The 25,602-nt window shown below is 32.2% G+C and carries 20 protein-coding genes, 2 pseudogenes and 1 riboswitch; of the genes and pseudogenes, 17 read left to right on the top strand and 5 right to left on the bottom strand.

Annotation, left to right across the window (positions count from 1 at the left end):
- The 5 genes and pseudogenes from B7R67_RS14665 to B7R67_RS14645 form a co-directional block, all read left to right on the top strand.
- A pseudogene (locus B7R67_RS14665) lies at positions 1 to 209 on the top strand (hypothetical protein); the annotation flags it as partial.
- 165 nt (positions 210 to 374) lie between these two features.
- On the top strand, positions 375 to 1,886 hold the full coding sequence (locus B7R67_RS14660; RefSeq protein WP_088071662.1) for an MDR family MFS transporter: 1,512 nt from the start codon (positions 375 to 377) through the stop codon (positions 1,884 to 1,886).
- A gap of 52 nt (positions 1,887 to 1,938) precedes the next feature.
- Positions 1,939 to 2,375 (top strand): annotated as a pseudogene (locus tag B7R67_RS14655) (class I SAM-dependent methyltransferase); the annotation flags it as partial.
- 200 nt (positions 2,376 to 2,575) lie between these two features.
- Entirely contained in the window at positions 2,576 to 2,998 is a 423-nt protein-coding gene (locus tag B7R67_RS14650; protein WP_088071660.1) for an RrF2 family transcriptional regulator, read from the top strand.
- Positions 2,999 to 3,117: 119 nt separating this feature from the next.
- On the top strand, positions 3,118 to 3,825 hold the full coding sequence (locus tag B7R67_RS14645; protein WP_088071658.1) for a nitroreductase family protein: 708 nt from the start codon (positions 3,118 to 3,120) through the stop codon (positions 3,823 to 3,825).
- 166 nt (positions 3,826 to 3,991) lie between these two features.
- Here B7R67_RS14645 and pdxK read toward each other — a convergent pair whose 3' ends face one another.
- Positions 3,992 to 4,807: a pyridoxine/pyridoxal/pyridoxamine kinase gene (gene pdxK, locus B7R67_RS14640; protein WP_088071656.1), complete on the bottom strand. Its 816-nt coding sequence runs from the start codon at positions 4,805 to 4,807 to the stop codon at positions 3,992 to 3,994.
- Positions 4,808 to 5,123: 316 nt separating this feature from the next.
- Positions 5,124 to 5,301, top strand: a riboswitch (Lysine riboswitch).
- A 197-nt stretch (positions 5,302 to 5,498) separates the two neighbouring features.
- Between pdxK and B7R67_RS14635 the strand changes: the two genes are divergently transcribed.
- The 4 genes from B7R67_RS14635 to B7R67_RS14620 all read left to right on the top strand — a co-directional run bounded on the left by B7R67_RS14635 (position 5,499) and on the right by B7R67_RS14620 (position 10,208).
- Positions 5,499 to 6,968, top strand: a complete 1,470-nt coding sequence (locus tag B7R67_RS14635) for an amino acid permease (protein WP_088071654.1) — start codon at positions 5,499 to 5,501, stop codon at positions 6,966 to 6,968.
- Positions 6,969 to 7,114: 146 nt separating this feature from the next.
- On the top strand, positions 7,115 to 7,807 hold the full coding sequence (locus tag B7R67_RS14630) for an MBL fold metallo-hydrolase (protein ID WP_088071652.1): 693 nt from the start codon (positions 7,115 to 7,117) through the stop codon (positions 7,805 to 7,807).
- A gap of 16 nt (positions 7,808 to 7,823) precedes the next feature.
- Positions 7,824 to 8,393 (top strand): TetR/AcrR family transcriptional regulator, encoded by a 570-nt coding sequence (locus B7R67_RS14625; RefSeq protein WP_088071650.1) that lies wholly within the window; start codon positions 7,824 to 7,826, stop codon positions 8,391 to 8,393.
- Between the two features lie 315 nt (positions 8,394 to 8,708).
- Positions 8,709 to 10,208 (top strand): helix-turn-helix domain-containing protein, encoded by a 1,500-nt coding sequence (locus B7R67_RS14620; protein WP_088071648.1) that lies wholly within the window; start codon positions 8,709 to 8,711, stop codon positions 10,206 to 10,208.
- A gap of 346 nt (positions 10,209 to 10,554) precedes the next feature.
- On the opposite strand, the gene B7R67_RS14615 is transcribed toward B7R67_RS14620, so the two are convergent.
- Positions 10,555 to 11,439, bottom strand: coding sequence for a MerR family transcriptional regulator (locus B7R67_RS14615; RefSeq protein ID WP_088071646.1), 885 nt, complete (start codon positions 11,437 to 11,439; stop codon positions 10,555 to 10,557).
- A gap of 179 nt (positions 11,440 to 11,618) precedes the next feature.
- Here B7R67_RS14615 and B7R67_RS14610 point away from each other — a divergent pair, with 179 nt between their 5' ends.
- Complete coding sequence (locus B7R67_RS14610; RefSeq protein ID WP_088071644.1) at positions 11,619 to 11,816, top strand: DUF378 domain-containing protein; 198 nt, start codon at positions 11,619 to 11,621, stop codon at positions 11,814 to 11,816.
- A gap of 405 nt (positions 11,817 to 12,221) precedes the next feature.
- Positions 12,222 to 13,148 carry a methyl-accepting chemotaxis protein gene (locus B7R67_RS14605; protein WP_088071642.1) on the top strand — a complete coding sequence of 309 codons (927 nt, stop codon included), beginning with the start codon at positions 12,222 to 12,224 and terminating at the stop codon, positions 13,146 to 13,148.
- A 418-nt stretch (positions 13,149 to 13,566) separates the two neighbouring features.
- On the opposite strand, the gene B7R67_RS14600 is transcribed toward B7R67_RS14605, so the two are convergent.
- Both B7R67_RS14600 and B7R67_RS14595 read right to left on the bottom strand, forming a co-directional pair.
- Positions 13,567 to 13,827 (bottom strand): hypothetical protein, encoded by a 261-nt coding sequence (locus B7R67_RS14600; RefSeq protein ID WP_088071640.1) that lies wholly within the window; start codon positions 13,825 to 13,827, stop codon positions 13,567 to 13,569.
- Positions 13,828 to 14,059: 232 nt separating this feature from the next.
- Positions 14,060 to 15,307, bottom strand: a complete 1,248-nt coding sequence (locus B7R67_RS14595) for a glycosyltransferase (protein WP_088071637.1) — start codon at positions 15,305 to 15,307, stop codon at positions 14,060 to 14,062.
- Between the two features lie 131 nt (positions 15,308 to 15,438).
- Here B7R67_RS14595 and B7R67_RS14590 point away from each other — a divergent pair, with 131 nt between their 5' ends.
- On the top strand, positions 15,439 to 16,011 hold the full coding sequence (locus B7R67_RS14590; RefSeq protein WP_088071635.1) for a TetR/AcrR family transcriptional regulator: 573 nt from the start codon (positions 15,439 to 15,441) through the stop codon (positions 16,009 to 16,011).
- A gap of 142 nt (positions 16,012 to 16,153) precedes the next feature.
- On the opposite strand, the gene B7R67_RS14585 is transcribed toward B7R67_RS14590, so the two are convergent.
- On the bottom strand, positions 16,154 to 16,468 hold the full coding sequence (locus B7R67_RS14585; RefSeq protein WP_088071633.1) for a hypothetical protein: 315 nt from the start codon (positions 16,466 to 16,468) through the stop codon (positions 16,154 to 16,156).
- A gap of 672 nt (positions 16,469 to 17,140) precedes the next feature.
- Here B7R67_RS14585 and B7R67_RS14580 point away from each other — a divergent pair.
- The 5 genes from B7R67_RS14580 (at position 17,141) to B7R67_RS14560 (ending at position 25,515) form a co-directional block, all read left to right on the top strand.
- Positions 17,141 to 18,364: an NAD(P)/FAD-dependent oxidoreductase gene (locus B7R67_RS14580; protein WP_088071631.1), complete on the top strand. Its 1,224-nt coding sequence runs from the start codon at positions 17,141 to 17,143 to the stop codon at positions 18,362 to 18,364.
- 527 nt (positions 18,365 to 18,891) lie between these two features.
- Complete coding sequence (locus B7R67_RS14575) at positions 18,892 to 20,175, top strand: glycosyltransferase family 2 protein (protein WP_088071629.1); 1,284 nt, start codon at positions 18,892 to 18,894, stop codon at positions 20,173 to 20,175.
- A gap of 28 nt (positions 20,176 to 20,203) precedes the next feature.
- A complete protein-coding gene (locus B7R67_RS14570) occupies positions 20,204 to 21,520 on the top strand; it encodes a nucleotide sugar dehydrogenase (protein WP_088071627.1) in 1,317 nt (438 codons plus the stop codon).
- Between the two features lie 24 nt (positions 21,521 to 21,544).
- Positions 21,545 to 21,994 (top strand): hypothetical protein, encoded by a 450-nt coding sequence (locus tag B7R67_RS14565; protein ID WP_088071625.1) that lies wholly within the window; start codon positions 21,545 to 21,547, stop codon positions 21,992 to 21,994.
- A 197-nt stretch (positions 21,995 to 22,191) separates the two neighbouring features.
- A complete protein-coding gene (locus tag B7R67_RS14560) occupies positions 22,192 to 25,515 on the top strand; it encodes a toxin Cry1Ac domain D-VI-related protein (protein WP_088071623.1) in 3,324 nt (1,107 codons plus the stop codon).
- Positions 25,516 to 25,602: the final 87 nt, after the last annotated feature.

Below are 25,602 nucleotides of genomic sequence, written 5' to 3'. Positions count from 1 at the left end.
TTATTTTACTTAAAGGAGGGAATGACCTTATGAGACATGAAGAAGCAGTTGGTATTTTTTATGGTGCTTTTGTAATTTTAGGATTAACGATTGGGTTAGGTGTAGGTTATTTTACATCCCATTTAATCGCTGGTGGATTTATTGGTTTTGGTATTGGAATAGGTTTAGGTCTATTGAGTAACGCAATTCTATACATTAATAAAGATTAGTTTAAATTCTTGGAAAACTCTTGTCCTCATTGCTTTGCATGTCAGTTGTGTACATTACCGTTTCTGTGCTCCTCAACTGACTTTGGGTTCTGAAAAACAGGTGTTTTCTAATCGTCTAAACTAAGAGGATAAACATTCGGTTCGAAGGTAAAAGGAGAGATTTTTATGCAAAAAAGGGAAACTAAATTAGTTCCTGTTATGATTGCGTTATTGCTTGGCATATTTTTTGCTTCTCTTGATAACACAATTGTTTCAACAGCGATGCCAACAATTTTAAAGGATTTAGGCGGCTATGATAAATTTGTTTGGGTTACATCTGCTTACTTAGTTACAGAAATGGCTGGTATGCCAATCTTTGGTAAGCTTTCTGATATGTACGGTAGAAAAAGATTTTTCATGTTAGGTATTATTTTATTTATTTTAGGTTCGATTCTTTGTGGAACGGCAACTTCTATTATTCAGCTTAGTATTTACCGTGCTATTCAAGGGATCGGTGGAAGTGCATTAATGCCAATTGCATTTTCGATTATTTGGGATGTATTCCCAGTAGAAAAACGTGGTAAAATGAGCGGTATTTTTGGTGCCGTTTTTGGTTTATCAAGTGTGCTTGGTCCACTAATTGGTGCTTATATCACTGATTATATTGACTGGAGATTTATATTCTATATTAATATTCCATTTGGATTATTAACACTAGGATTAATTAGTTATTTTTATGTTGAATCCAAAAACCATACGAAGCAACAAATCGATTGGTGGGGTGCAACAACTTTTGTTATAAGTATTGTCTGTTTAATGTTTGCATTAGAGCTTGGAGGAAAAGAATATGCATGGGATTCAGCTCAAATTTTAAGCTTATTTGCAGGATTTGCAGTTTTCCTTATTATCTTTTTATTTATTGAACGTAAAGCTGCTGAACCAATTATCTCGTTTAGCATGTTTAAATATCGTCTTTTTGCTGCTAGTAACTTTGTTGGTTTATTTTATGGGGCTGCTTTTATTGCTGCAACAATTTATATTCCAATTTTTATCCAATTTGTCCAAGGTGGAACAGCAACGAATTCTGGTTTAGTTCTATTACCTATGATGGTAAGTGTAAGTGTCTCTGCATCATTTGGCGGAGCATTAGCAAATAAAACAAGTTATCGTAACTTAATGCTTGGATCGGTCGTACTTTTATTGGCTGGTATTATTTGTTTAGGAACATTAACACCTGATACGACTAAATTGCAAATTATTATCTATATGGTCATTGTCGGGCTTGGAGTAGGTGCATCATTCTCGGTACTAGGTATGTCAGCGATGCATCATTTTGATAATGAAAACCGTGGTTCTGCTAGTTCAACTAACGCATTTTTACGTGCATTAGGAATGACAGTAGGTATTACAGTTTTTGGGGTTATTCAACGAAATGTATTTACAGATAAAATAACGGATGCATTTGCAAATAGCGGAGCACCGCAGAATCTTTCAAATATTAATCAAGCATTTACGCCAGAAGCTGCCAAAATGATTCCAGCTCCAATATTGGCAAAGATTACAGATGTATTTTCGACATCAATTGCTCATACATTCCTTTGGACATTAATTCCAGTAGGATTAGCATTTATTTCAATTTTCCTAATGGGTAATGAACGTCTATCAGATAAAGAAATTGCTAAGAGTAATGCTTCTTAATGTGTATCTCAAGGAAGAAAGGCCTCAGGTCTTTCTTTTTTTGTACATCAAAAATGAAACAAGTGTCACAGGTATCGAAATTTCAAAAACAGCGATTGAATTGGCAAAGAAAAATAACGTTAATATTGATATTTTTCATGGCTCGGTAACTGATATGCCTTTTGATCAAAAACTATACGATGGTATATTTTGTTATGCACTTATTCACCTATTAAATCATAACGAAAGAGTTAAGTTTATTAAAGATTGCTACAATCAGTTAAAGCCAAACGGATATTAGCCCCAATGTTCGGAAAGGGTAAAAAACTTGGTAAAGATTATTTTGAAATATTGGAAGGGGTAAGCATGTTCTTTTATGATTCTGAGTCGATAAAAGATGAATTTGGACAATATGTACTGATGGAATGTTCGGAAATTGTTGAGCCACATAAGAATATGGAACATAAGCCTCCATTTAAATTTATTATGATAAAATGTCAAAAAAAATAAAATGATAATTTGTAAAAATAAAGTGAAATCCTACTCATTTATTTAAATGTAAATTTAAGCAAAGTCAGTAAGCTTCCCCTAAAAATCGTTTAGTTTTCAATCGTTTAAAGAGAAGCCTTTTTTAGTAAAAACGAACAATAATGGATAGAAGGTTGTCTTTTTTAGAAAATAGTTTAGACTAGTAATTGAGGTGAAAGCTCTTGAAAGATAAGGTTTCTAGTACAAAATGGTTTGGACTAGCACTACAATCTCTGCTAATTTTGGCAGAGCAAGATGGAATCTGTCCAAGTGTAGTATTAGCTCAAAAACTTGAAGCTCAGTCTACTTTTTTAAGAAAAATTCTTGCCAATTTAGTTAAAGCAGGAATTATTTCAGCGAAAGAAGGCCGAGACGGTGGGTATTATTTAGCAAGAGATGCTAATGAAATTACATTAAAAGATGTATATGATGCGATGAGATCCGATCCATATTCGAAAGGGTTTTTAGATGTAAATAGTAAGGAATGTTTTGCTCCATCTACACGATCCGCTTTATATGATTTAAAGGATGAGATGGAGAGTTGGCTTGTAGAAGGTCTTGCGAAAAAAACAATTTCAGATTTATTACCTAAAGATAATGCATAAAATGAAATCGAAACAACATGTTTCGATTTTATTTTTTTTTGTTAACTGTAGTTGACTTTTATACAGTTAAAGTCATATACTGTATTTGTAATTAACACAGTTATAGAGGAGAGGCTAATATGACAAACGTTAAATCTGAAAGAGAAGAATATTTAAATAAAGTAAACGAAATTGATTTTGGTAATGAGGCTCCAAAAGAGATTGATAGCACTGATTTCTTTACAGTTGTTAAAGAAAGACGTTCAGTTCGACACTATGACCCTAGTTACCAAATGACTGATAATGAAATTAAGGAACTATTAGAAATTGCAATTCAAGCTCCTTCTTCATCAAATTTACAGCCTTGGAGATTCCTTGTAATTAAAGATCAAGACACAAAACAAAAATTACTTCCAATTGCTAATAATCAGCAACAAGTTGTTGATGCGTCTGTTGTAATAGCTGTTTTAGGTGATATAAAAGCTTATAAAAATGCGGACAGAATTTATGATGAATTAGTTGAAAAAGGTATGATGACACAGGAAGTTAAAGACTTCTATGTTGGATCAATTGTAAAAAATTACGGTAACTTCCCAGAAGAAGTTGCAACAAAAGTTGCTATGATTGACGGAGGATTAGTGTCAATGCAATTAATGCTTGCTGCAAAAGCAAAAGGTTTAGACACAGTTCCAATGGGTGGATTTGATCAAGCGAAGTTTGTTGAAGCATTTAATGTACCTGAAAACTTTAAACCAGTTATGTTAATTTCTGTTGGTAAAGGTGTGAAAGCAGGCTTTGAAAAAGTTCGTTTAACATTAGATGAAGTTGTAACTTGGGAAAAGTATTAAGAGCAAGATTAAGGAAAAGCAGGGTTAAGAAATCATTTTAATATTTTAAAAGAGCATTGTTTAGAAGAATTCTATAAACTTGCTCTTTTTTTATTTACGTTTTTAATTCTCAGGTTATAAAAAAGCAGGGATAAGATATGTCCTATTCCTGCTTTTTAGGAGTTACTTACTTTTCACCATGTAATCTATACGCCATGTGGTTTGTTGGACCTACGTATTGATTTAGTGGGAAAGAGTGACGAATCGCTTCAGTGATGAATTTTTTTGCTGTGTAAATTGCTTCTCTTGGTTCTGCACCTTTAGCAAGTTCTGCGCAAATAGCTGCAGAGTACGTGCATCCTGCGCCGTGAGTATATGTAGTTTCAATTCGGTCAGATTCTAAATGTTCGATTTTTTCACCGTCAAATAATACATCTATTGCATTTTCATGCTGAATTTTGCTTCCGCCTTTAACTAAAACATATTTAGCACCTAAGGCGTGGATTTTACGAGCGGCTTCCTCCATTTGTTCAACTGTGCAGATTGGCGTCATATTAGCTAATTGAGCTGCCTCAAATAAATTTGGTGTTACAACAGTTGAAAGTGGAACTAAAATTTCTCTTAATGCATCATTTGTTTCAGGATGAAGAGCTTCGTCATTCCCTTTGCAAATCATAACTGGATCTACAACTACTCGATCAATATTATGTTTCTTTATTGTTTTAGCAGCTAATTCAATTATTTCAATTGAACCAAGCATACCTGTTTTCATTGCTTGAATACCAACTCCAACAACAATTGTTTCTAATTGCGCTGCAATCGTATCTATATCAATTGGAAATACTTGATGATGCCAATGATTATGCGGATCCATTGCAACTAATGTTGTAATAGCACTCATACCATAAACATTACGTTCTTGGAATGTTTTAATATCAGCTTGTAAACCCGCGCCACCACTACTATCAGATCCAGCAAGAGTTAATGCTTTAAAAATTGTCATGTGTTAAATTCCTCCTTATGCAGTACATAGCACTATTATACAAAAAACCTAGTAAAAGGTAAAAGAAAGGAGAAACTAGTTCTCGTTAAACTTTTGATGAGTTTAAGGTGCGAGACTCCTGTAGTATTGATAAGACAGTTGAAGAGATTTTCGTGTAAGCAAACGGAAATGGAGCAACATGAAGAGGGAAACAGCAAACATAAGTCAGTCTTTCCTAAATCCTGTCTCTCACTTTTTGTCGAAAATTTTATTGACAAACTAGATTAGTAGACTGTATATTGAGTTTATAAAAATTAATTTAATATGATCTTTATCTCGTATGGATAGAGGCGCGGTTTTGATTAGTCGTTACTTGGAGGTTTATGGGACCTGTGAAAAGTAATTAAAGGTGAAACTGCCGAAGTAATAAATTTACCATTTAAATTTATTGCTGGGCCTATTGCTGAATAAGCGTAGGACTGTCACAAGATTTCTTGTGGAGGGCTATTGAAGAGATGTTGATGCTGTTTGACACATATATTGAGTCTTGAACACGTGAACATTGCTTCACGTGTTTTTTGTATTTACCAGATTTTCCAATCATTACATATTGTTGAAAATTCTGAGTAAAATATACATCATACAACACTTTTATATCGTCCCATATTCTCGCGTAAAGATAATATTGCAAGAATGAAGAGGAGGAAACAAAATGGGACAATCTCTCCCAAAAAATGATCAAATAGAAACTGCTACGCAGGAAACTTCTTTAAAAAGAGGTCTTAAAGCAAGACATTTAACAATGATTTCAATCGGTGGTTCGATTGGAACTGGACTGTTTTTAGCAAGTGGAGCTTCAATTAGTGAAGCTGGTCCTGGTGGAGCTATTGTAGCGTATGGATTAATTGGTATTATGGTTTATTTCTTAATGACAAGTTTAGGTGAGATGGCGACATATCTACCAGTGTCAGGTTCATTTAGTACTTATGGTTCTCGTTATGTTGATCCTGCATTCGGTTTTGCAATGGGTTGGAACTATTGGTATAACTGGGCCATTACGTTAGCATTTGAATTATTGGCTTCAGCAATGTTAATGAAATATTGGTTCCCACATACTCCAGCTGTTTTATGGAGCGGAATCTTTTTGGTGATTATTTTAGGTTTAAATTTACTTTCAGTTAAAGGTTACGGTGAGTCAGAGTTTTGGTTTTCTTTAATTAAAGTTGTGACTGTAATAGTCTTTTTAATTGTTGGTATTGCAATGATTTTTGGAATTTTGAGCGGACATAGTGGTGGGTTTAAGAACTTTACAGTTGGTGATGCTCCGTTTCATAATGGTTTCTTAGGTGTTTTATCAATCTTCATAGTTGCGGGTTTCTCATTCCAAGGCACAGAGTTAATTGGTGTTGCAGCAGGTGAAACAGAAAATCCGGAAAAAAATGTTCCGAAAGCGATCCGTCAAATTTTCTGGCGTATTCTATTATTTTATGTTTTAGCAATTGTAGTCATTGGTTTATTGATTCCTTATACAGATCCAGATTTAATGAGAGGCGACGTAGCTGTTAGCCCATTTACTTTAGTTTTTGAAAAATTAGGTGTTGCATTTGCAGCTTCTGTTATGAATACAGTTATCTTAACATCAGTTTTATCAGCAGGTAATAGTGGAACATATGCGTCAACACGTATGTTATACACATTAGCAATTGAAGGAAAAGCTCCTAAGTTCTTAACAAAAGTAAATAAAAACGGAGTTCCTACAAATGCTCTATTTGTAACACTTGCAGTTGGTTCACTAGCTTGTTTATCTTCATTTTTCGGTGAAGGTCAAGTGTATACTTGGTTATTAAATTTATCAGGTTTATCAGGTTTTCTTGCTTGGTTAGGTATTGCAATTTCTCATTATCGTTTCCGTAAAGGTTATGTTGCTCAAGGAAAGGATTTAAAAGACTTACCTTACCGCGCAAAATGGTTCCCATTAGGACCAATCTTAGCATTCTTAGCTTGCTTGTTTATCGTACTAGCTCAGAACTACCAAGCATTTACTGGTAATGTAATTGATTGGCAAGGTGTACTTGTTTCTTACATTGGAATTCCAGTGTTTTTAATCGTTTGGTTAGGTTATAAATTCAAGCATAAAACAAAAATTGTTTCTTACGAAGAAATGGATTTAAGTAGAAAATAATAGTAGCCCTTCCATGGTAGATGGAAGGGTTTTTTAGTTGTTTTAATTATTTTTAATAAAAATTGGAAATTTTTGTTCACAAAAACTAATACCTTTAGTATATTAAAACTAAAGGTATTAGTTTTTATTATTAGGAGGATATAGAAATGAAGATTACTAAAAATAATTATCTTTATGAGTTAAGTTTTTTACCGAATGTCTTTCCTGTAAATTGTTTTTTAGTTGAAGAAGAAAATGAACTTACGTTGATTGATACAGCATTATCGTTTAGTGCACCAAAAATAATTGAAGCAGCAAATCGAATAGGAAAAAAAATAACGAATATTGTCTTAACACATGCTCACGGCGATCATGTCGGATCTCTCGATCAATTAAAGGCAATGCTTCCCGATGCGATTGTCTCTATTTCAAGAAGAGATTCAAAAATATTAAAGGGAGATACTAGTTTAGAAGCTAATGAGCCAAATACACCAATTAGAGGTGGTATTCCTAAAAATATCCAGACTTCACCTGATCGTTTATTACAAGAAGGAGATACGATTGGATCTCTAGTTGCGGTTGAAGCTCCAGGTCATACACCTGGTTCAATGGCATTTTTAGATCAGCGAACAAATGCAATAATTGCTGGTGATGCTTTTTCATTAAGAGGGGGATTTGCAATTTCTGGTCAGTTAAGAATCTTATTCCCGTTTCCATCGATGGCAACTTGGAATAAGGAAGTAGCAATCAATAGTGCTAAGAAAATTAGTCATTTAAAACCTACATTGTTAGCGGTCGGTCATGGTACGATGTTACCTAATCCACAAGAAGCAATTGAACTTGCTATTAAAAAGCAGTAAATAAAGGAGTTAGATTATGTCACCTAGAATTGGTTTGAATTTTAATGAATTACTTAGAACCTCAATCGAAATTGTCGATACAGAAGGCTGGGAGGTTTTGACGATTAGTTATTTGGCAAAAAAGCTAACAATTCAACCTCCTTCTATTTATAATCATGTTAAAAATTTAGAAGAACTTAAAAATAATATTGCTCTTTTTGGCATTAAGCAACTTTATGATCAACTGCGTGATGCTATAGAAGGGAAAGTTGATGAAGAAGCAATCTATTCATTAGCATTTGCTTATCTAGACTTTGCAAGAAATCATCCTGGATTATATAAAGCAACATTATCACCTAAAACTACTATTGTAGAGGAATATGGTATAGTAGCTAATAACATATTAAAATTAATTTTTGCGACTTTAAAACCTTATGAACTAAGTGAAATTGAATTAATTCATTCTGTTAGAGGACTTAGAAGTATCCTTCATGGGTTCATTTCCCTTGAAAATAATGAGGGGTTCGGGATTGATATTCCAATAAATGAAAGTGTCATATTTGTATTGCGAAATTATGTTCAACAATTAAAATCACATAGCAAATAATTTAACTACAAGGATAAGAGGGGAGACCTTTCTTATCCTTTTTGTGTCAACCAAATCGATCGAATAAAATTACTTTTCAAATAACATGGTTAACAAAACCATTCTACTTGTTCGTATTTCAAAAAAGAATAATTAATTTCATGGGAATTATGTTGGAAAAATATTTTTTTACCGTTTTAAACGGTAAAAAAGATTATTTCTATAATAGAGTTATATAAATATACTAATAATATGGTTTTTTTACTATTTCATTTAAGGTAAGGTTGATTGATGTTCACTGTTTAATTAGAAATGTTGGAATAAGGGGTGAGAAAAATGAACCGGTTGAATGAACGGTATTCAGATCTAATTTATTATTTATTCAATAAAAATAATTGGTGTAGTTTAGATGAACTATCTTTAAAAACTGGTTTCTCTCGTAGTACGATTTGGAGAGATTTAACATTTATGACCGCTGGTTTTCCAAGAGAATGGAATTTAGAGAAAAATGATACGCTTGGAGTTCGCCTAAACAAACCGCCAAATGGTACTTTAGAGAGTCTATGGATTTATATGAAAGAAAAAAATCCATATTTTCAAACTTTAGAAATGATTATTTTACAAAATGGTGTAACAGTTAGCGATGTTGTGAATAGAAACCATATTAGTCGTTCTACAGTCTATAGACAATTAGAAAAAATTGAAGAGGTATTAAAATCAAACGGTATTGCATTATCGAGTTCCCCTTATAGGTTACAGGGGGATGAGCGAAAAATAAGACGATTTATTATGCAGTACATGGAAGTTAAAGGCCTAGATATTCATACAGAAATCGATAATTATGATACGGAAGAATTTTTAGCTTCTCTTTTAAAGCTTACAACAAAAAATTCCATTTCACTTCATATCGGGGCTATTCAGCGCTTAACTACCATAATGTATATTGCAAACTTACGAGCATCATACGGTTGTTATGTTAATTTTCCTGAAGAAGTTTTAGAAACGTATCAAACAACTGATTTTTTCGAAATATCAAAGAGGATCTTTCCTTTTATGTATAAATGTCCATCAAGATATATCCAGTTGCAAGAAATCTTATTTTTTGCAATGTATCTAACAAATGAAGAGAAACCAATTAATCGAAAAGATGATTTAAGACAAATTAGATTGAATTTAAGGTCTAATAATGACTACTCATCTAAACTGTTTTTAGAGCAACTATCAAATAATTTAAACTATGACATTATTAATGATGATGAATTCTTATTTAAATATGTTCAGACAATGAGAAGAATCTCATTTGACACGCAATTTGATACAGATACACGCGTTAATCAACTGTTAAGTTTTTTACCATATTTAGAAAAGAATCCTCTTTTTATAGAAATTGAAGAATTAGCTAGCCAATATTTAGAGTGCGAGCATTTTATATTGGAAAAATTGGATATTATAGAAATATTTTTATTAGTACAATCCTCATTATTACGCAAAAGGAACGAAACTACTTTTTCTGCAGCATTAATCTGTAGAACGTATGTAGAAAACGATTATATCACGCAAGTATTAAAGTACCACTTTAGTAGCCAACTTCAAATTATTGCTTTTGATATTACTGATCTAGAATCATTACAAAAGTTTAATGAATTTGATATTCTTATCACGACTTTTGGACATTTATCATTAAAGCATATCCCCGTTTTCAACTTGTCATGTATTCCATCAGCTGCTGAACTAAATGAAATAAGTTATTTTATTAATCAGTACTTTTTAAATGACATTCGTTTAGATGATGAAAAACTTTATCCTTTTACAAATCAGTTTATTGTATGCCATTAAATGGTCATGTTTATAATATATTCTAACAAAAGTATTTGCTTAAATGGCAAATACTTTTAACGCTGTTGAAAAATAACTTGTCAAATAACTACCAAATTTTCGTAAAGGAAGTTGAGTGATGTTCATTTCCACTACAGGATGCATGCTTAAGAGCAGGAACAAGGAAATGCAGGATTAAGGGGAAAGTGAAATGAAAAGATATTAAAAGACTTTAAAGGATTTTATTGAATTCCTCTATATAATATATTTCCTATCTGCTTTTCCTGTTTTTCCTGCCTTTTACAACTGTCTTACTATAAGGGGATTATTACATATTTGATCCTTTATTTTACTAAAAACAGCATTGTTAATAGAATTTGGATTCATATACAGATTCCCAATCCGAATCAGTGATATAAGTAATAGATGATGTATTCGTACAATGACCTCTACGAACGCCTTTCCCGCCGATGACAAACTTTAAATTGGAATTTATTTTAATACATGATTGAATCCACTTTTCTAACCTAACTAAATGAGAAGAATTAGTAATTGAGATGGTAATAACAGAAAGTTTCTTATGTTGAATTAAATCCAATAAACCATCAAAAGGTGTATTCGGTCCTAAATAAATCACTTCATTTCCTTTTTTTTGTAAGAATATACTAAACATCATTAGCCCAATGTGATGATTTTCTCCCTCAGGACAAAAAGCTAAGACTTTAGGCAGTGCATTGTTTACTGGTAAAATTCTTAAAAACTGAGCAAATCTGTTTATGATGAATTGAGAGGCAAAGTGTTCTTGAGCAACAGTCGCTTTTCCTTTTTCCCATTCATCACCAATTCGATAAAGGATTTCTGCCAAAACATGATGAAAAACATATTCATAATTAAACAATGAAAAAGCTAGTTCAACGATACTGTTTGCTTCTTGCGCATTCATATTGATAAGTGTTTGATACAACTTTTCTTTTATATCATTTATATCCTCATGAGATTTGCTATTGGATAGGGGTTCAATTGACGAGTTATCGGGTGATTGGTTTAGGAGTTGGACAGCCTCACTAATTTTCATTCGATTATTTGTTGTTTGCTCTTTTAACCATTTTAAGGTTTCTAAATCTTTTTTGCTGTACATGCGGTGTCCACCCTCAGTTCGCATTGGACTGACGACATGAAATCGATTTTCCCAGGCTCTTATTGTTACAGTGGGAACGTCTATTAATTCTGATACTTTTTTTATACTGTACATTATCAATCACCTCGCATTAGCTATACATATTTTATACAAAAACTATACATGATTCAAGGTGATATAGAAGATTAATAAATTAAAAGTGGAGAATTTTACAAAAATATTGTCATCTTTGTATAACTTTTTGTATAATATTTAATGTAAGCTATACAAAAATTATAAGGAGGATAACAAAGATGAAAACATTAGATCTTTTGGCTTTGATATTGATTATTGTAGGGGGGGTAAATTGGTTATTAGTAGGACTGTTTAAATGGGATCTAGTCGGAGGCATATTTGGTGGAATGGATAGTGTATTTGCAAGAATTGTTTATATACTCGTAGGTCTTGCAGCTATCTATAGTTTTAAGCTTTTATCTAAGGTTTCTAAATAAAAACTTTTAGCTGAATTTTATAAGGTGATTTTAGTAACCGGTTGGATAGTCGTAAGCATTTTTGTCTCATAAATCAACTGTCCGGTATATATAATTATTTCGTTTTTTTTTTAAAGTGTCTCGCTATTATAAAAAATTGCAGGTTTAACACATATAAAAATTAAATTTGTAGATTAATAGTTCGACAACAAGTAGAGGCTGATCCTTGCTGCTCCTGATACGATAAGCCTTTACTTTGTTATGTTATTCTGGAAAAAAAGCTACGATACTTTATTAGGATTAGTAGTATGTGTAATTGATAATTTACTAAAATTGTAAGCAAAATTAGTAACTTAAGTTACCCTTATTTTTAGTAAAACGCTAACTTAATCCATTTAGAAATACTAGTTAGAGGGGAAAACACCTATGTCATTGATAGTAAATGATTTGTTGAAAAGTACACAAGTTTTATCAGAAAGTGCTGTATTAGCTGCGATAGAAAATACACTTGCAATGATAGAATTTGATAAAAACGGAAGAGTTTTATGGGCAAATAAAAATTTTGCTAAAACACTGAACTATCAAGTTTCTGAGTTACCCAACCTTTTACATAAACAATTTTGTACAGATGAATATGCACAAAGTAGCGAATACATAAAATTATGGACAAACTTACGAAATGGTAAAAGTTTTCAAGAAAAGATTCAAAGGGTAACAAAGCTAGGTAAACACATTTGGCTTGAAGCAACTTATACACCAGTTTTAAATGAAAATGGAGAAGTAATTGGTGTTTTAAAAATTGCAACCGATATTACCGAGCGAGAAAATAAAGCAATCCAAGTTGCTAAGCAATTACAAGAAATATCTTCTATTCTAAATGTAAAAGCTGAATTAGGAGTTAAAAAAAACGAAGAATTAGTAACTGCCACGGAAAAAGTAGTAATAAAATCAAATGAAAATTTGGAAATTCTTAAATCTTTACAAGATCAAGTAATCTCTATACAAAAAATCACTAAAACAATCCAAAGTATTGCTTCTCAAACAAACTTATTGGCTTTAAATGCAACAATCGAAGCTGCACGAGCTGGCGAACACGGACGTGGATTTAATGTTGTAGCAACTGAAATCAGAAAATTAGCAGACCATGTAAAAGATTCTATTAATGAAGTTAATTCACATATTGAGGGAATAACAGAGGAAGTGAAAAGAATTAATGATGCCACAATAAGTTCACAAACTAGTATTATTGAAAGCAAAGAGCTAATCAATCAAGCGGTAAATGGGTTTAATGAAATTGGAAGTTCAGCACGTCAATTGGAGGAACAATCTAATAGATTTAAAGAAATATTCTAGGATGATCATTAAATGATTGTCCTCTTTTTTATTTGCCTCAACTTTTTAATTAAATTTCCAAAGATGAAAATATTTGCTAAATTAACTGATTTAATGATCCCGTTCACTAATCCGTTAACAATACCTTGATGTTAGCTTTTGGTTGATATCGTTTGTCTTCTGTTGCATTGGACATAAAGCCATTTCAACGATCACAACCAGTTTTTTGACTAATTAAAGCCTTTACATTACTTTGAGGTTTAGAAAGTAATACTCAAATGCTCTTAATGTAAATAATATGGTTGTTTACTTCAGTTAGAGGTAATTATTAAGGAAAAATAAACTTAAGATGGTGAAAAAATATAAGATTGATAAAGACCTTTGTCTAATTGACAGAGGCCTTTTTATCGGAAACCCTAGATTTGTCTTAGGGTATTTTCTATTTTCTGAAATGAATGCCTTTCATTTTGTTTTTTATAAGCAGTGGTAGTAAAAATAAAGCTGCTGGAATTAAAGTCAAGTATGGGAAGTAAGGCTTAAGATTGTTAATAACCGCTATGAAGGAACTTAAAGCAATTGAGAACTCCGAGCCGCCAATCACTCTAAAAGCTGTATAAACTCCACCCAATACAGCAATCGTTGCCATAGGGGATAAAAGAAGCAATAACATAAACAGGAGTCTTTTAATAATTTTATTCACTTAAAACCACCTCATGAAAAGTTTTTTTTATCAATTTTCTCGTGTGTATGTCTATCTCTAAATAACCTTGTCATATCTTCCAGTTGCTTATGCCTATTAAAGAAGAAAGAGGAATGCTCCAAGCATTCCCGCAGGAGTTGCTTCGTTCAAATTTTGAAAGGGATTTTTGAGAGTATGCCTGTTGTGCCCAATATGAAAACAACTATACATAATAACAAGAAAGTACTGGAATTTATCTTCCTAAACTGTCAACAATAACTTTGGCACATTTTCTAGCACCATTTTCAGTAGCTATGTCTAATGCCAGCCTTTTTGCATTTTGAACTATTTTATCTTGAAGGGCATATTTAATAGCTTCAGCAAGTTTATCTGAAGTCAAATTTTTTATAGAAATAGGCTTTGCACCGACTTCAAGATCATAAGCTTTATGAGCCCAGGCATGTTGATCGTTAGCAAAAGGTATAATAATACTTGGCACACCAGCAGCAAAACCTGCAGAGGTTGTTCCTGCACCTCCGTGATGGCATACTGCCGCCACTCTCTTAAAAAGCCATGTGTGAGGTATGCTGTCTATAGCTATTATATTGTTTGGTAGATTATCAAACTTTCCCATTCCGCAGATTATTCCACGCTTGTTAGCTTTTGAAAGAGCTTCTATAATCAACTTGGATAGAGTTTCTTTCTGATCTTTACGAAATACGCTTCCAAATCCTATATAAACTGGCTTTTCACCTGAGTTTAAGAAATCAGCTAGTTCCTTTGAGGGAGTATATTCAGTTGGTTCCTTTACAAACCAATATCCGTATTGGTGTATATTTTCATTCCAGTCACTTGGTCTTTTGAAAACAAAGTTACTGCAGGATATAACAGCAGGTTGCCTTTTGTCTATATGACGCTCATAAGGTTTACCAAAGTTTTTTGGAAGTCCGCCAAATTCTTTCTTCCATAGATATTTTACTGAATTATTTGATGCCAGCCACAGCATACCTTGAAGCATGTGGTAGCTAATTATATTTCTAAATGGTGTAGATTTAACTCTTCCATACTGAATGACAGAAGTTTGCTCCTTTGTTTTGTGTATTGGAAAAGGAGAAGCCAAAATAGCAGGTATACCAAGTCTTTCAGCTGCAAAATAACCTATAGTACAGCCAGGATGGTATATAATTAATTCGCTTCCTTCACAAGCAGCATAGAATTCATTAGCTAAACTCAAACCATATTTTTTCATTTTATTAAAAGTTAAAAGCATTCTTAATGGGTTATCCGCTGATTGGGCTTCCTTAAGCATACTCTCATCAACATTAAGGGATTTGAAATCAGCCTGTATAGGATAAAAATCTATACCATAGCTTGTAACAAAGCCTTCAAACTCTCTCATACCAGAAATACGTACATCTTTTCCTAATTGCTTAAGCTCTTGTGCAAGAGCAATATATGGTTGAAAATCTCCTCTTGAACCTGAGCAAAGTATAGTAATCATCAGTATATTCCTCCTTGCATTATCTGACAACCTGTTGTATGTTTACAGTTTAATCGTGTTTAAATTGCCCATCAACCAACAATTAGATGTTAAATGTCGGATTTTTACGGCAAACGTAACAGGAGGTAAGTGTGAAAAAGCGACCGGAAGTAACTGCACAGACCAGGCAGAATTTAATTGATGCCTTTTGGTCTTTATACTGTGAAAAGAGAATTGAAAAAATAACTGTAAAGGAAATAACACAGAAAGCAGGTTATAACAGAGGAACTTTCTATGAATATTTTACCGATGTTTATGATTTGTTAGAGCAGATTGAGGAATCCCTTGTACCTGCAATTAATGAATTGCCCCCAATCTCTATCCTAAATGAAAAGATGGGAATGCCACTTGAAATGTTTATGGCCGTCTATGATCAGAACAGTAAATACTATTCTGTTTTACTTGGTGATAACGGTGATCCTGCATTTGCAAGCAAGCTTAAAAATTCAACAAAGCCTGTAATTAGGCAAGCTTTTCTTGAAAAATTTAGTATGGACCCTATAGAATTAGACTTTATTTTAGAGTTTATTCTTTCAGCTATGATCGGTATTATGAGTTATTGGTTTAGCCAGGATAAAATATTGCCGGCAAAAGATTTAATTTCACTAATGTACGATCTTATGGAAAATGGAGTTATGAATCGTGTTCAGAGGAATGTACTATAAAACATCATGTAGAGCACCAATAGTGAACAATACCATATGTATATGAGGGAATAGGATACTTTTAATCTAAAATAGTTAATCTGGAAATACAATCAAACAAAAAGGCTGACAAAAAATAGAGATTTATTTGTCAGCCTTTTGTTTATGCAGTTTTAGAAATAATTAAGTTATTTTCTAGTAAAGCCCTTGATTCGTCATTAGCAGGTTGGTAACCTTTTTCAATTAGTTCTTTTATGTATATTTTATTATAAACAAATGAAAACACAATCCCGGCTACAAACGCACCAATTCCTAGAGTAAATGAACCTAGTACAGATTCAATAATAAGCATTATAACAGCCCATTTTAGATCTCCACGGAATAATGCTGGTAAAAAACCAAAGAAGAAGGTGGTCCAACTAAATCCCACTTTAACTTGCTTTGTTAATCCCCCAGAATTTTTTAATAAAACTTTCATCTTAAACTCTCCCTCATTTTATTTTTATTAAGAAGATAGGAAAAAAATATTTCATAAGATATATAATTACAATTAATAATATCTCCGCATCTTCCTTACTAATAGTAAAATAAAGTTCGACAAAAAGCGAGATTATTTTCCAAAATTTGTATAATGTACAGAGCCTAGAAATAAAAAGAATCTTGTCAAAATAAAGCTTAGCGTTAATTTAACATAAGCATATTACTTCGAAAATACACTATTTTGTTAAATAGGAGTACAATTTAATTAATAGGGAAAGGGGATAATTATTATTTTAAAAAATAAATGTAATCACGTTGAAATACAATCATACTATTAATTAATAAAGAGGGCCCAACAAGATTTAATCCAAAAAAGAATCCAAAAGCATCATTAAGAATTTTAATAGCAATGAATCCTTCAACAATCGCTAAAACGCCTGCAAATATAGGTATCTAGAGATAAAATTTATTTCAGAGTTTAAAGATACTATCTTACTGAATTAATGGATGTATTAGTTAAAGATCACGAGTAGCCAATGGCTTCTCTTTTTTATTGGATTAATGAAATAGTTTCTAGTATTACACTGTGTTCAATCTAAGTAGAATTTTTTGGTATACACAAAATAAGGTTGGAAATAGTAACATTATACTTAATAACTGGAGGATATAGATGAATTTACACTCTGGAACCTATTATTGGCCTACTACTTTTCCTGATGCTCCATCATATCCAGCACTGGAAGAAGACCTATCTTGTGATGTATTAATCATTGGGGGGGGAAGCTCAGGGGCACAATGTGCATATTATCTTTCAGATTCTAATTTAGATGTGGTTGTAATTGAAAAATCAACCATTGGCAGCGGTAGTACTAGTACGAATACGGCCCTCCTTCAATATTCCGGTGAAAAAATGTTTACAGATCTGATTAACACTTTTGGAGAAGGTTACATAAAAAGGCATTTACAATTACTGAAGGAAGCTATAAATGAAATTGAAGCAGCCACAAAGAAAGTCAGCATTAATTGTGAGTTCAATAGAAGAGATACGCTATATTCCGCAAGTTGTGTAGATGATGTTGAAAGTCTAAAAAAGGAATATGAATTCTTAAAACAGCAAAACTGTGAACTTACTTTTTTAACAAAGGAAGATATTGAAGCAAAATATCCTTTTAGCAGGGATGCTGCTATTTATTCATACAATGATGCGGAAATCAATCCTTTCAGATACACCCATGCACTTTTGGAGTACGCCGCAAGTAAAGGAATCCGTATATTTGAACAGACGGAAATGAACGGTCGCCATTATGATAAAGAACAAGATAAGATGATCGTTTCTACAAAGAATGGTCATTCGATCAAAGCACGAACTATTATTTTTGCAGCAGGTTATGAAGGAATTGAGATTAAAAATGAGAAAAAAACTTCCTTTGTAAGTACATACACGGTAACCACCCATCCAGTCAAAGATCTTTCCGATTGGTATAATCGAACGCTCATTTGGGAAACTGCTCGTCCGTACTTATTTATGCGTACAACTAATGATAACCGGATTATCATAGGCGGACTTGATGATAATACTTCGTACTCTGAAGATCGTGATAGTAAACTGATTCACAAAAAGAAGAAATTGATTGAAGAGTTTAATAAAATGTTTCCGACAATTCAAGTACAGCCAGAATATTCCTTAGCTGCATTTTATGGAGGCACAATCGATGGAATTCCGATTATCGGAAAATATGAAGCATTTCCAAATTGTTATTTCCTATTTGCCTTTGGTGATAACGGTACGGTTTACAGTCAGCTGCTGTCGAAGCTTATTGCAAAGGAAATTGTTGAAGGGAACTGTCCAGATTTAGCTCTATACTTACAAGAGCGACCTTTGCTAAACAATTGATTTTTATTACTTGTTAAAATTTACTGTTTACAATTACATAAAAATAGAGGAAACCCAACTTGAAAAAGAGGATGATCAATGAATGATCATCCTCTTTTTGTGTTGAACGAACGAGAGCCTTAATATGTTACTACTGATTTGAACTTATATTATCCAGGAAAAGTTATTTGAATGATTTGAGCATCTGTTTTTCCTATCTTTTCTGAAATATTATATCGAATAATTAGTTTTAGAAAATATTTCCTTTCTCAAATATAGATTACATTGTTTCAAATTTGGTATAAAAGATGAATTTGGATTCTTTATAACTTTGAAGGGGAACGGAAACTATTACCAAAAACTAAGTTAATATATGCATTTTTTTAGTTCTTATTGAGATATGGGAACTTTTTTTAGTTAGTTCAATGTTTTATTTCAAAATTAAGAGTACTAGATTTGGTTTTTTATATTTTATTTATGGAATTAATATCTACCCAAAATGAGTTAAATTTGTTGTTGTAATCTACTTTCAACAGCGGGAGGAATTTATGAAAACATGGGAACTTAAATCAGAAAGAAATATTCATTCTTTTATAATAGTAGCACTATTTGTTCTTTTAGTATTTGGCTTAACATTTTTAAATATTCAATTTAGGGGGGGCATTTCAAAGAGTTTTGGTTTATATGGATCAATCATGATTATTTATCTAATTGGTAAGATGCTTTTGTCTTTTTTATATAAGGCTTATATAAATGATCCTCCTGAGTTAAAAGTTTCAGTGATTATTCCATCATATAATGAAAAACCTAGTGCGGTCATTGAGACGATTAAAAGTGTTTTAAATCAAGATTATCCAGTTCATGAAATATTCTTTATTGATGATGGAAGTAAAGATAAAAGTGGATATCTTGCCGTTTTAGAATTTAAGAAAACTTATGAAAAGAATTTTAAAGATAAGAAGCGTCCAAGACTAATTGTTCATAGACTTGAACAGAATCAAGGTAAACGCCATGCCCAAATCTGGGCTTTCAAGCAAGCTGATTGTGATATTTTCTTTACAGTTGATTCAGATGGGTATATTTATCCTAACGCTCTAAAAGAATTAATGCGCCCATTTGCTAATCCTGAAGTAATGGCTGTTACAGGTCATATTAATGCACGAAACAAGAACCAAAATTTATTTACAAAGTTATTGGACATGAGATATGACAATGCATTTCGAGTTGAACGAGCAGCTCAGTCTACAACTGGAAACATCTTAGTCTGTTCGGGCCCAATTAGTTGTTATAGGAGAGAAGTAGTAATAGATAACATCGAAAATTATGGATTCCAAAAATTTTTCGGTGAAATTGTTCAGTCGGGAGATGATCGATGTCTTACAAATTATGCAATTTTAAAAGGTAAAACAGTCTACCAATCTGGAGCAAGGTGTGACACAGATGTACCAGACAATCTTCGTCAATTTATTAAACAGCAAATTCGATGGAATAAATCTTTTTTTAGAGAAAGCATAATGGCTTTAAAGGTTGGTTTTAAAAAGCCCGTCACTTTAATATGGGTAATTTTTGAAATGTTACTTTGGATCTTGTTTGGATTAGTAATCATACTAGCATTATTATTTAAAATTAAATCGCTTGGATGGATCATGCTTATTTACTATCTACTGACTCTATCTATTTCAGCATATGCAAGAAATATTCACTTTGTAGTAAAGCGTCCTTTTATTTTTTTATTAGCACCAGTTTATGGGATTATCCATTTATTGTTGCTATTTCCTCTGCGTTTATTTGCTCTATTAACGATTAAGGAGTCAAAGTGGGGTACTAGATAAAACCAATAATAAGAAATGAGGTCTAAATATGACAATATCTTTAACGACATTAAGTCAAGAATTGCAAAAAAAAATATATTCTAAAACTGCTAGAGTCGGTGTGATTGGTTTAGGTTATGTAGGATTACCTACAGCTTGTCACTATTCTTCAGTAGGCTATAAAGTAACTGGATTTGATATTTCAACAGAGAAAGTAGACTTATTGAATAGAGGTCACAGTTATATTGACGATATAGATTCTTTAGAATTACTAGAATATGTGAATAGCTCATTATTTTCAGCTACAACAGATATGAATGAACTAGATAAAATGGACATTATTTTAATATGTGTTCCAACGCCAATCAATAAAGTAAAAGAACCGGACACTTCATTTATAAAGTCAGCTGGAGAGAAGGTTGTTGAATTTGCTTCCAAAGGAACATTAGTAATACTTGAAAGTACTACCTATCCGGGAACAACGGAAGAGTTTATTGTGAATCCTTTAATAAAAAAAGGATTTATTGTTGGAGAGTCAATATTTGTTGCATATTCGCCAGAACGAATTGACCCTGGAAATAAAATTTATAATTTAGACAACACACCTAAAGTAGTGGGAGGCTATACTGAAAATTGTCTGGAACTTGCACGTGAATTTATTGGACATACTGCTCATTGCGTAAGTGACGTACGAGTAGCAGAAATGAGCAAGATTTACGAGAATACTTTCCGTTGGATTAATACAGCATTAGTTAACGAGTTTACTATTATATGTAAAGAATTGGATATCAATATTTGGGAAACAATCGAGGCTGCTTCCTCAAAACCATATGGCTTTATGAAATTTACTCCTGGTATAGGGGTCGGCGGACATTGTATTCCTGTAGATCCTTTTTATTTAACATATAAAGCGAAAGAAAATGGTTTAAGAACGAAAATGATTGAGCTAGCAGGTGAGATTAATGATGGGATGGTTCAATTTAATTACCATAGAATTATTGACATTTTATCTGATAATAAGTTACCAAAACATGCAAATATTGTTATTTTAGGAGCCGCTTATAAAATTGATATTGGTGATTTGAGAGAAAGCCCTGTCGTAAGGTTAATTGAAAAACTACAAAATAAAGTAAAAACGATCAAAATTATTGAACCATACTCTAATCATGTTGAAATGAATGGGACGACTATTCCTTGTTATGAATATGACTCGAAAATAGTACAAAATTCGGACCTTGTTGTTATAGGAACTCCACATAGTTGCTTTGATTGGGAAAAAGTCAAAAAAGATTCAAATTTAATTTTTGATACGAAAAATGTGATGTATGATAACGGCATTTTATCTGAAAAGATTGTTGTCATGTAATTAGGTGAGTAAGGGGATTTTAAAATGAAGTACGTGTATTTAATCGTTTTTTTAATGTCGATCTTTCTATTAATTGGCTGTTTAGGGATAAGTAAAAATAAAAATGACCTAAAAATAAAAGAAAATAATAATTTTGCGATTTCAATTGGTCAACTAGAAACTTACGGTAAAAGAGATTCAATTGAAAAAGACCCACCAAAGCATGTTTTTAAAGTTAAAGTACAAATAACAAATAATGCTGGAAGTGAGAGGGGCATTGGCTCATTAGATTTTAAGGCTTTTGATCAAAATGGCAAAGAAATTCCACACTATGGATATGGTGACAATTTTGGAGAGGTAGTAGGCATTTCTAAAACAGTAAAAGGTGCTATGTTTTTTTCAGGAAATATAAATTCCTTAGATAGAATTGAATATACCAATCCTGATACAAAAAAAACTACGAATTGGAAGTTAGCTGAAATTAGAAAGAAATAACTTTTTCTCTAAAAGGCTATCGAACGCTTCTCGGTAGCTTTTTAGTATTTTATTATAAAAAATAATTAACTTTTTGATTGTTGAAAAAATAAATAATGAATCCCAAATTTGGAACATTGTTTTTATGGAAAAATTGTAATATTGAAAAGTACATTTTTACCTTTGTACTAGTAAAGAAATTTTGGAGGGAATATATAATGAAAAAAAATAATAGAAAAATGCTAAAACCGATCAAAGTTATGACTTCATCGGTGGTACTTTCAAGTACACTTTTAACAACTAGTATCAGTTTTGCCGAAGAAATACAACCTCTCCAGTTATCTGGGGAAACTTCGGAAAATACGGTAAAATCAACACTCTTAGCAAATGAAACAGTAGTATCGACCTATGCTGAATTAAAAAAAGCACTAGAATTGGATAACGGTATTACAACTGTCTATTTAGGTAACGATCTTACTTTAGACAATTCAGGCTACGCTGGTATAAAAATAAATGATAAAAAAGCAAATGTAGTAATTGATGGGAATAATCGAACATTAATTGCACCGGAACATGGTACTTTATTAAATCAAAAGGAAGGAAATATTTTTACTTATAATTCAAATGTTACAGTCAAAAATATAACAATAAAAGGAAGTAGTTTATATGGACCAGTTACATTCCTTGGTTCTAAAACAAATCTTGTTGCTACATATGAAAATGTAACTTATAGCGGTCCAAAATTGGCTTTAAATCCGAACGGGAAAGTAATCTTTAAAGGCAATAATCATATTAATATAAATAATACTACTCTACCAAACTCAGATAGTGCTAAAGAAGCTGTTGAGGCAGCAAGTATTGAAATTAATGGGAAATTAAATGTTAACCATAGTAATACAAATTCTGTATTTTGGACAAAACTTGCAGGAACAAATTTTATTGTGGGAGCTGATTCTAATGTTGTTGTAAATGCAAATGAAACTGACAATAGTGTTATTTATCATGACAATGGGAATCTTTATATTGGTGCTAATGCAACTGTTAAAATTAATACTAAAAAACCATTGAGTGAACAGCCTTGGAAATCATTTTCAGTATCTTCTAAAGGGACGTTTGAAATTAAAGATGTTGGTATGAATACGTCTCCAGTTGTTTATATGCAAGGAAATCTTGGGATTGCAGAAAACGCTAGCCTATTTATTTATGCTGGTCGTACTGCAGATGCGGTAAAAGCAACAAGTTCAGTCCTGGATTTTAACAATCCAACAAGTGTGATTATTCAATCAACCGAACATTTAGCCATCTGGAATACGAATAATAGTTCAACAATAAAAATGAATTCCAAGGTAATTAATACTTGGTCTCCAGAGTTACCATCAGGTAGAACAACATGGAAAATGAGTAACGGTGATAATATATTATCTACGGTAACAGTCGGAACGGATAGTAAAGTATCATCAGTTATTTCAAATCATCCTAATTTTACATCCAATACATTTTCTTTAATCGGAACAGGAAAAAGATTATTTTCATTAAGTAATGGGACTGTAGAAGACTTGTTTACGGATTTATCTTTTGCAAGTATCAATGATTCAGTAAATCAAACTAGTATCGATAATGCCCAAGCAACTATTAATCTTTTACCAATTGGTGCAGAGAGGGAGCGTCAGCAGGCTTTAATTGCAAAAGCACAAGAATTACTAAATAAAAAATTAATAGAAGATGCAAAAGGTAAAACTGAAGAATTATTTAAAGATGGTAATTTTAATTCTTTACAAGAAACAACAAGCCAAGAAGCAATTGATGCAGCTCAAGATGCAGTTAATAAATTACCTACTGGGCAGGAAAAAAATCGTTTGCAAGAGTTGATTAATAAAGCGCAGGATTTATTAAATCAAAAGAATCAAGCAACACAAGATTTAATAAATGCTCAAAATAAAGTAGGAGATTTATTTACAAATGAGGCTCACAACATATTAAAAGATACAATCAATCAAGAAGCAATTGATGTAGCTCGGGATACAGTTAATAAATTACCTAATGGCCAAGAAAAAGATACATTACAAGATTTAATCAGTAAGGCGCAAGATTTACTAGATGAAAAAATACAAGCTTCACAAGATCTAGTAAATGCGCAAAATAAAGTAGAAGATTTATTTATAGATGATACTCATGACATATTAAAAGATACAATCGATCAAGCGGCAATTGATGCAGCGCAAGATGCTGTAAATAAATTGCCTTCAGGACAAGAAAAAGATGCATTACAGGATTTAATTAATAAAGCGCAAGATTTACTAAATCAAAAAAATCAAGCTTTAGAATTAGAGAATGCTCAAAATAAAGTAGAAGATTTATTTACAGATGCTGCTCATAACAAATTAAAAGATTCAACAGATCAAGAAGCAATTGATGCAGCTCAAAATGCTGCTAATAATTTACCTGCTGGACAAGAAAAAGATACATTACAAGAATTAATTAATAAAGCGCAAGAATTACTGGATATTTCAAATATAACGATTACTGCTAATCCAATCTTAGTAGGTCAAACGACTGTGTATGGTACAAATTCTCCAAGTACGAAGAGTGTTTATATTTATTTAAATAATGAATTAGTTCGTGTTCGTCCAGTTTCTGGTGATGGGACATTTTTAGGACATGTTTCAAACACGCTAAAAGCTGGTGATGTGATTCGATTAGTGCCTGCTGATGCAAAGGGAAGATTAGGAAAAGCAATTGAACTAACTGTTATAAATAATCAAGTAGGGGCACCAACACTAGATAAATATATCGAAGGTGATACGTATCTAACTGGGAAAGTAGCAGAAGGAACTGCATACGTTCGAATCTATGTAAATGGTGTACATATTCGTAAACGTAATGTAGAAGCAAATGGTGTAGACCTGTTAGCTTATTTAAAAGATGCAAATGCAGTAGCAGGAGATCAGATTAAAGTTGTCCCTTACAATAATAAGGATATTCCAGGAAAAGAAAAAGTTAGTTATGTTCAAACTGAATTGCTAAAGATTACTCCTTATTTAGAGGGTGACGAACAAGTAATTGGTAAAACAATAAAAATTGCAGATAAAATTGATATCTATGTAAATGGAAGTCTATTACGCACACGTGCAATTGATAAAACAACTGGTGAATTTTATGCTAGTATGCGATCAACGATAAATGGTCTTCCAAAGTTTGGGGATGTCATTCGCATTAACGCTCGTACGGACTCAGGTATTCTATTATCTCAAATAGAATTTACTGTTGGAAAAGCAACTCCAGCAGAAATGCCGACAGCGGATAATTTTGTATCGACTGATTTAATTATTAAAGGGACTGTACCACAAGGTGCTACTAAAATGCGAATCTATTATGGGAAAGATTTTTCACAAGTTCTAAATCGTGGAGCTATTGATACAGTAAATTTGACTTATTCAATTTTTGTTAATGACCTTAAGTTAACAGCTGGTGAACAAGTTAAGATTGTTTCATTGAATGCAAATGGAAAAGAGAGTAACCCTCTAATACTAACAGTAAAATAAGTTTCGTAAAAGTTAGTAAAATACCTATCTATTTTGTATACAACCAAGTATTATAATTTCTGGGCATGAGTTCGATTCTTCGGACGC

Source organism: Gottfriedia luciferensis, assembly GCF_002156865.1.
In the GTDB taxonomy this organism is placed as follows: domain Bacteria; phylum Bacillota; class Bacilli; order Bacillales; family Bacillaceae_G; genus Gottfriedia; species Gottfriedia luciferensis.
The sequence above is the reverse complement of the archived record's forward strand: the minus strand, read 5'-3'. Positions and strand labels throughout refer to the sequence as shown.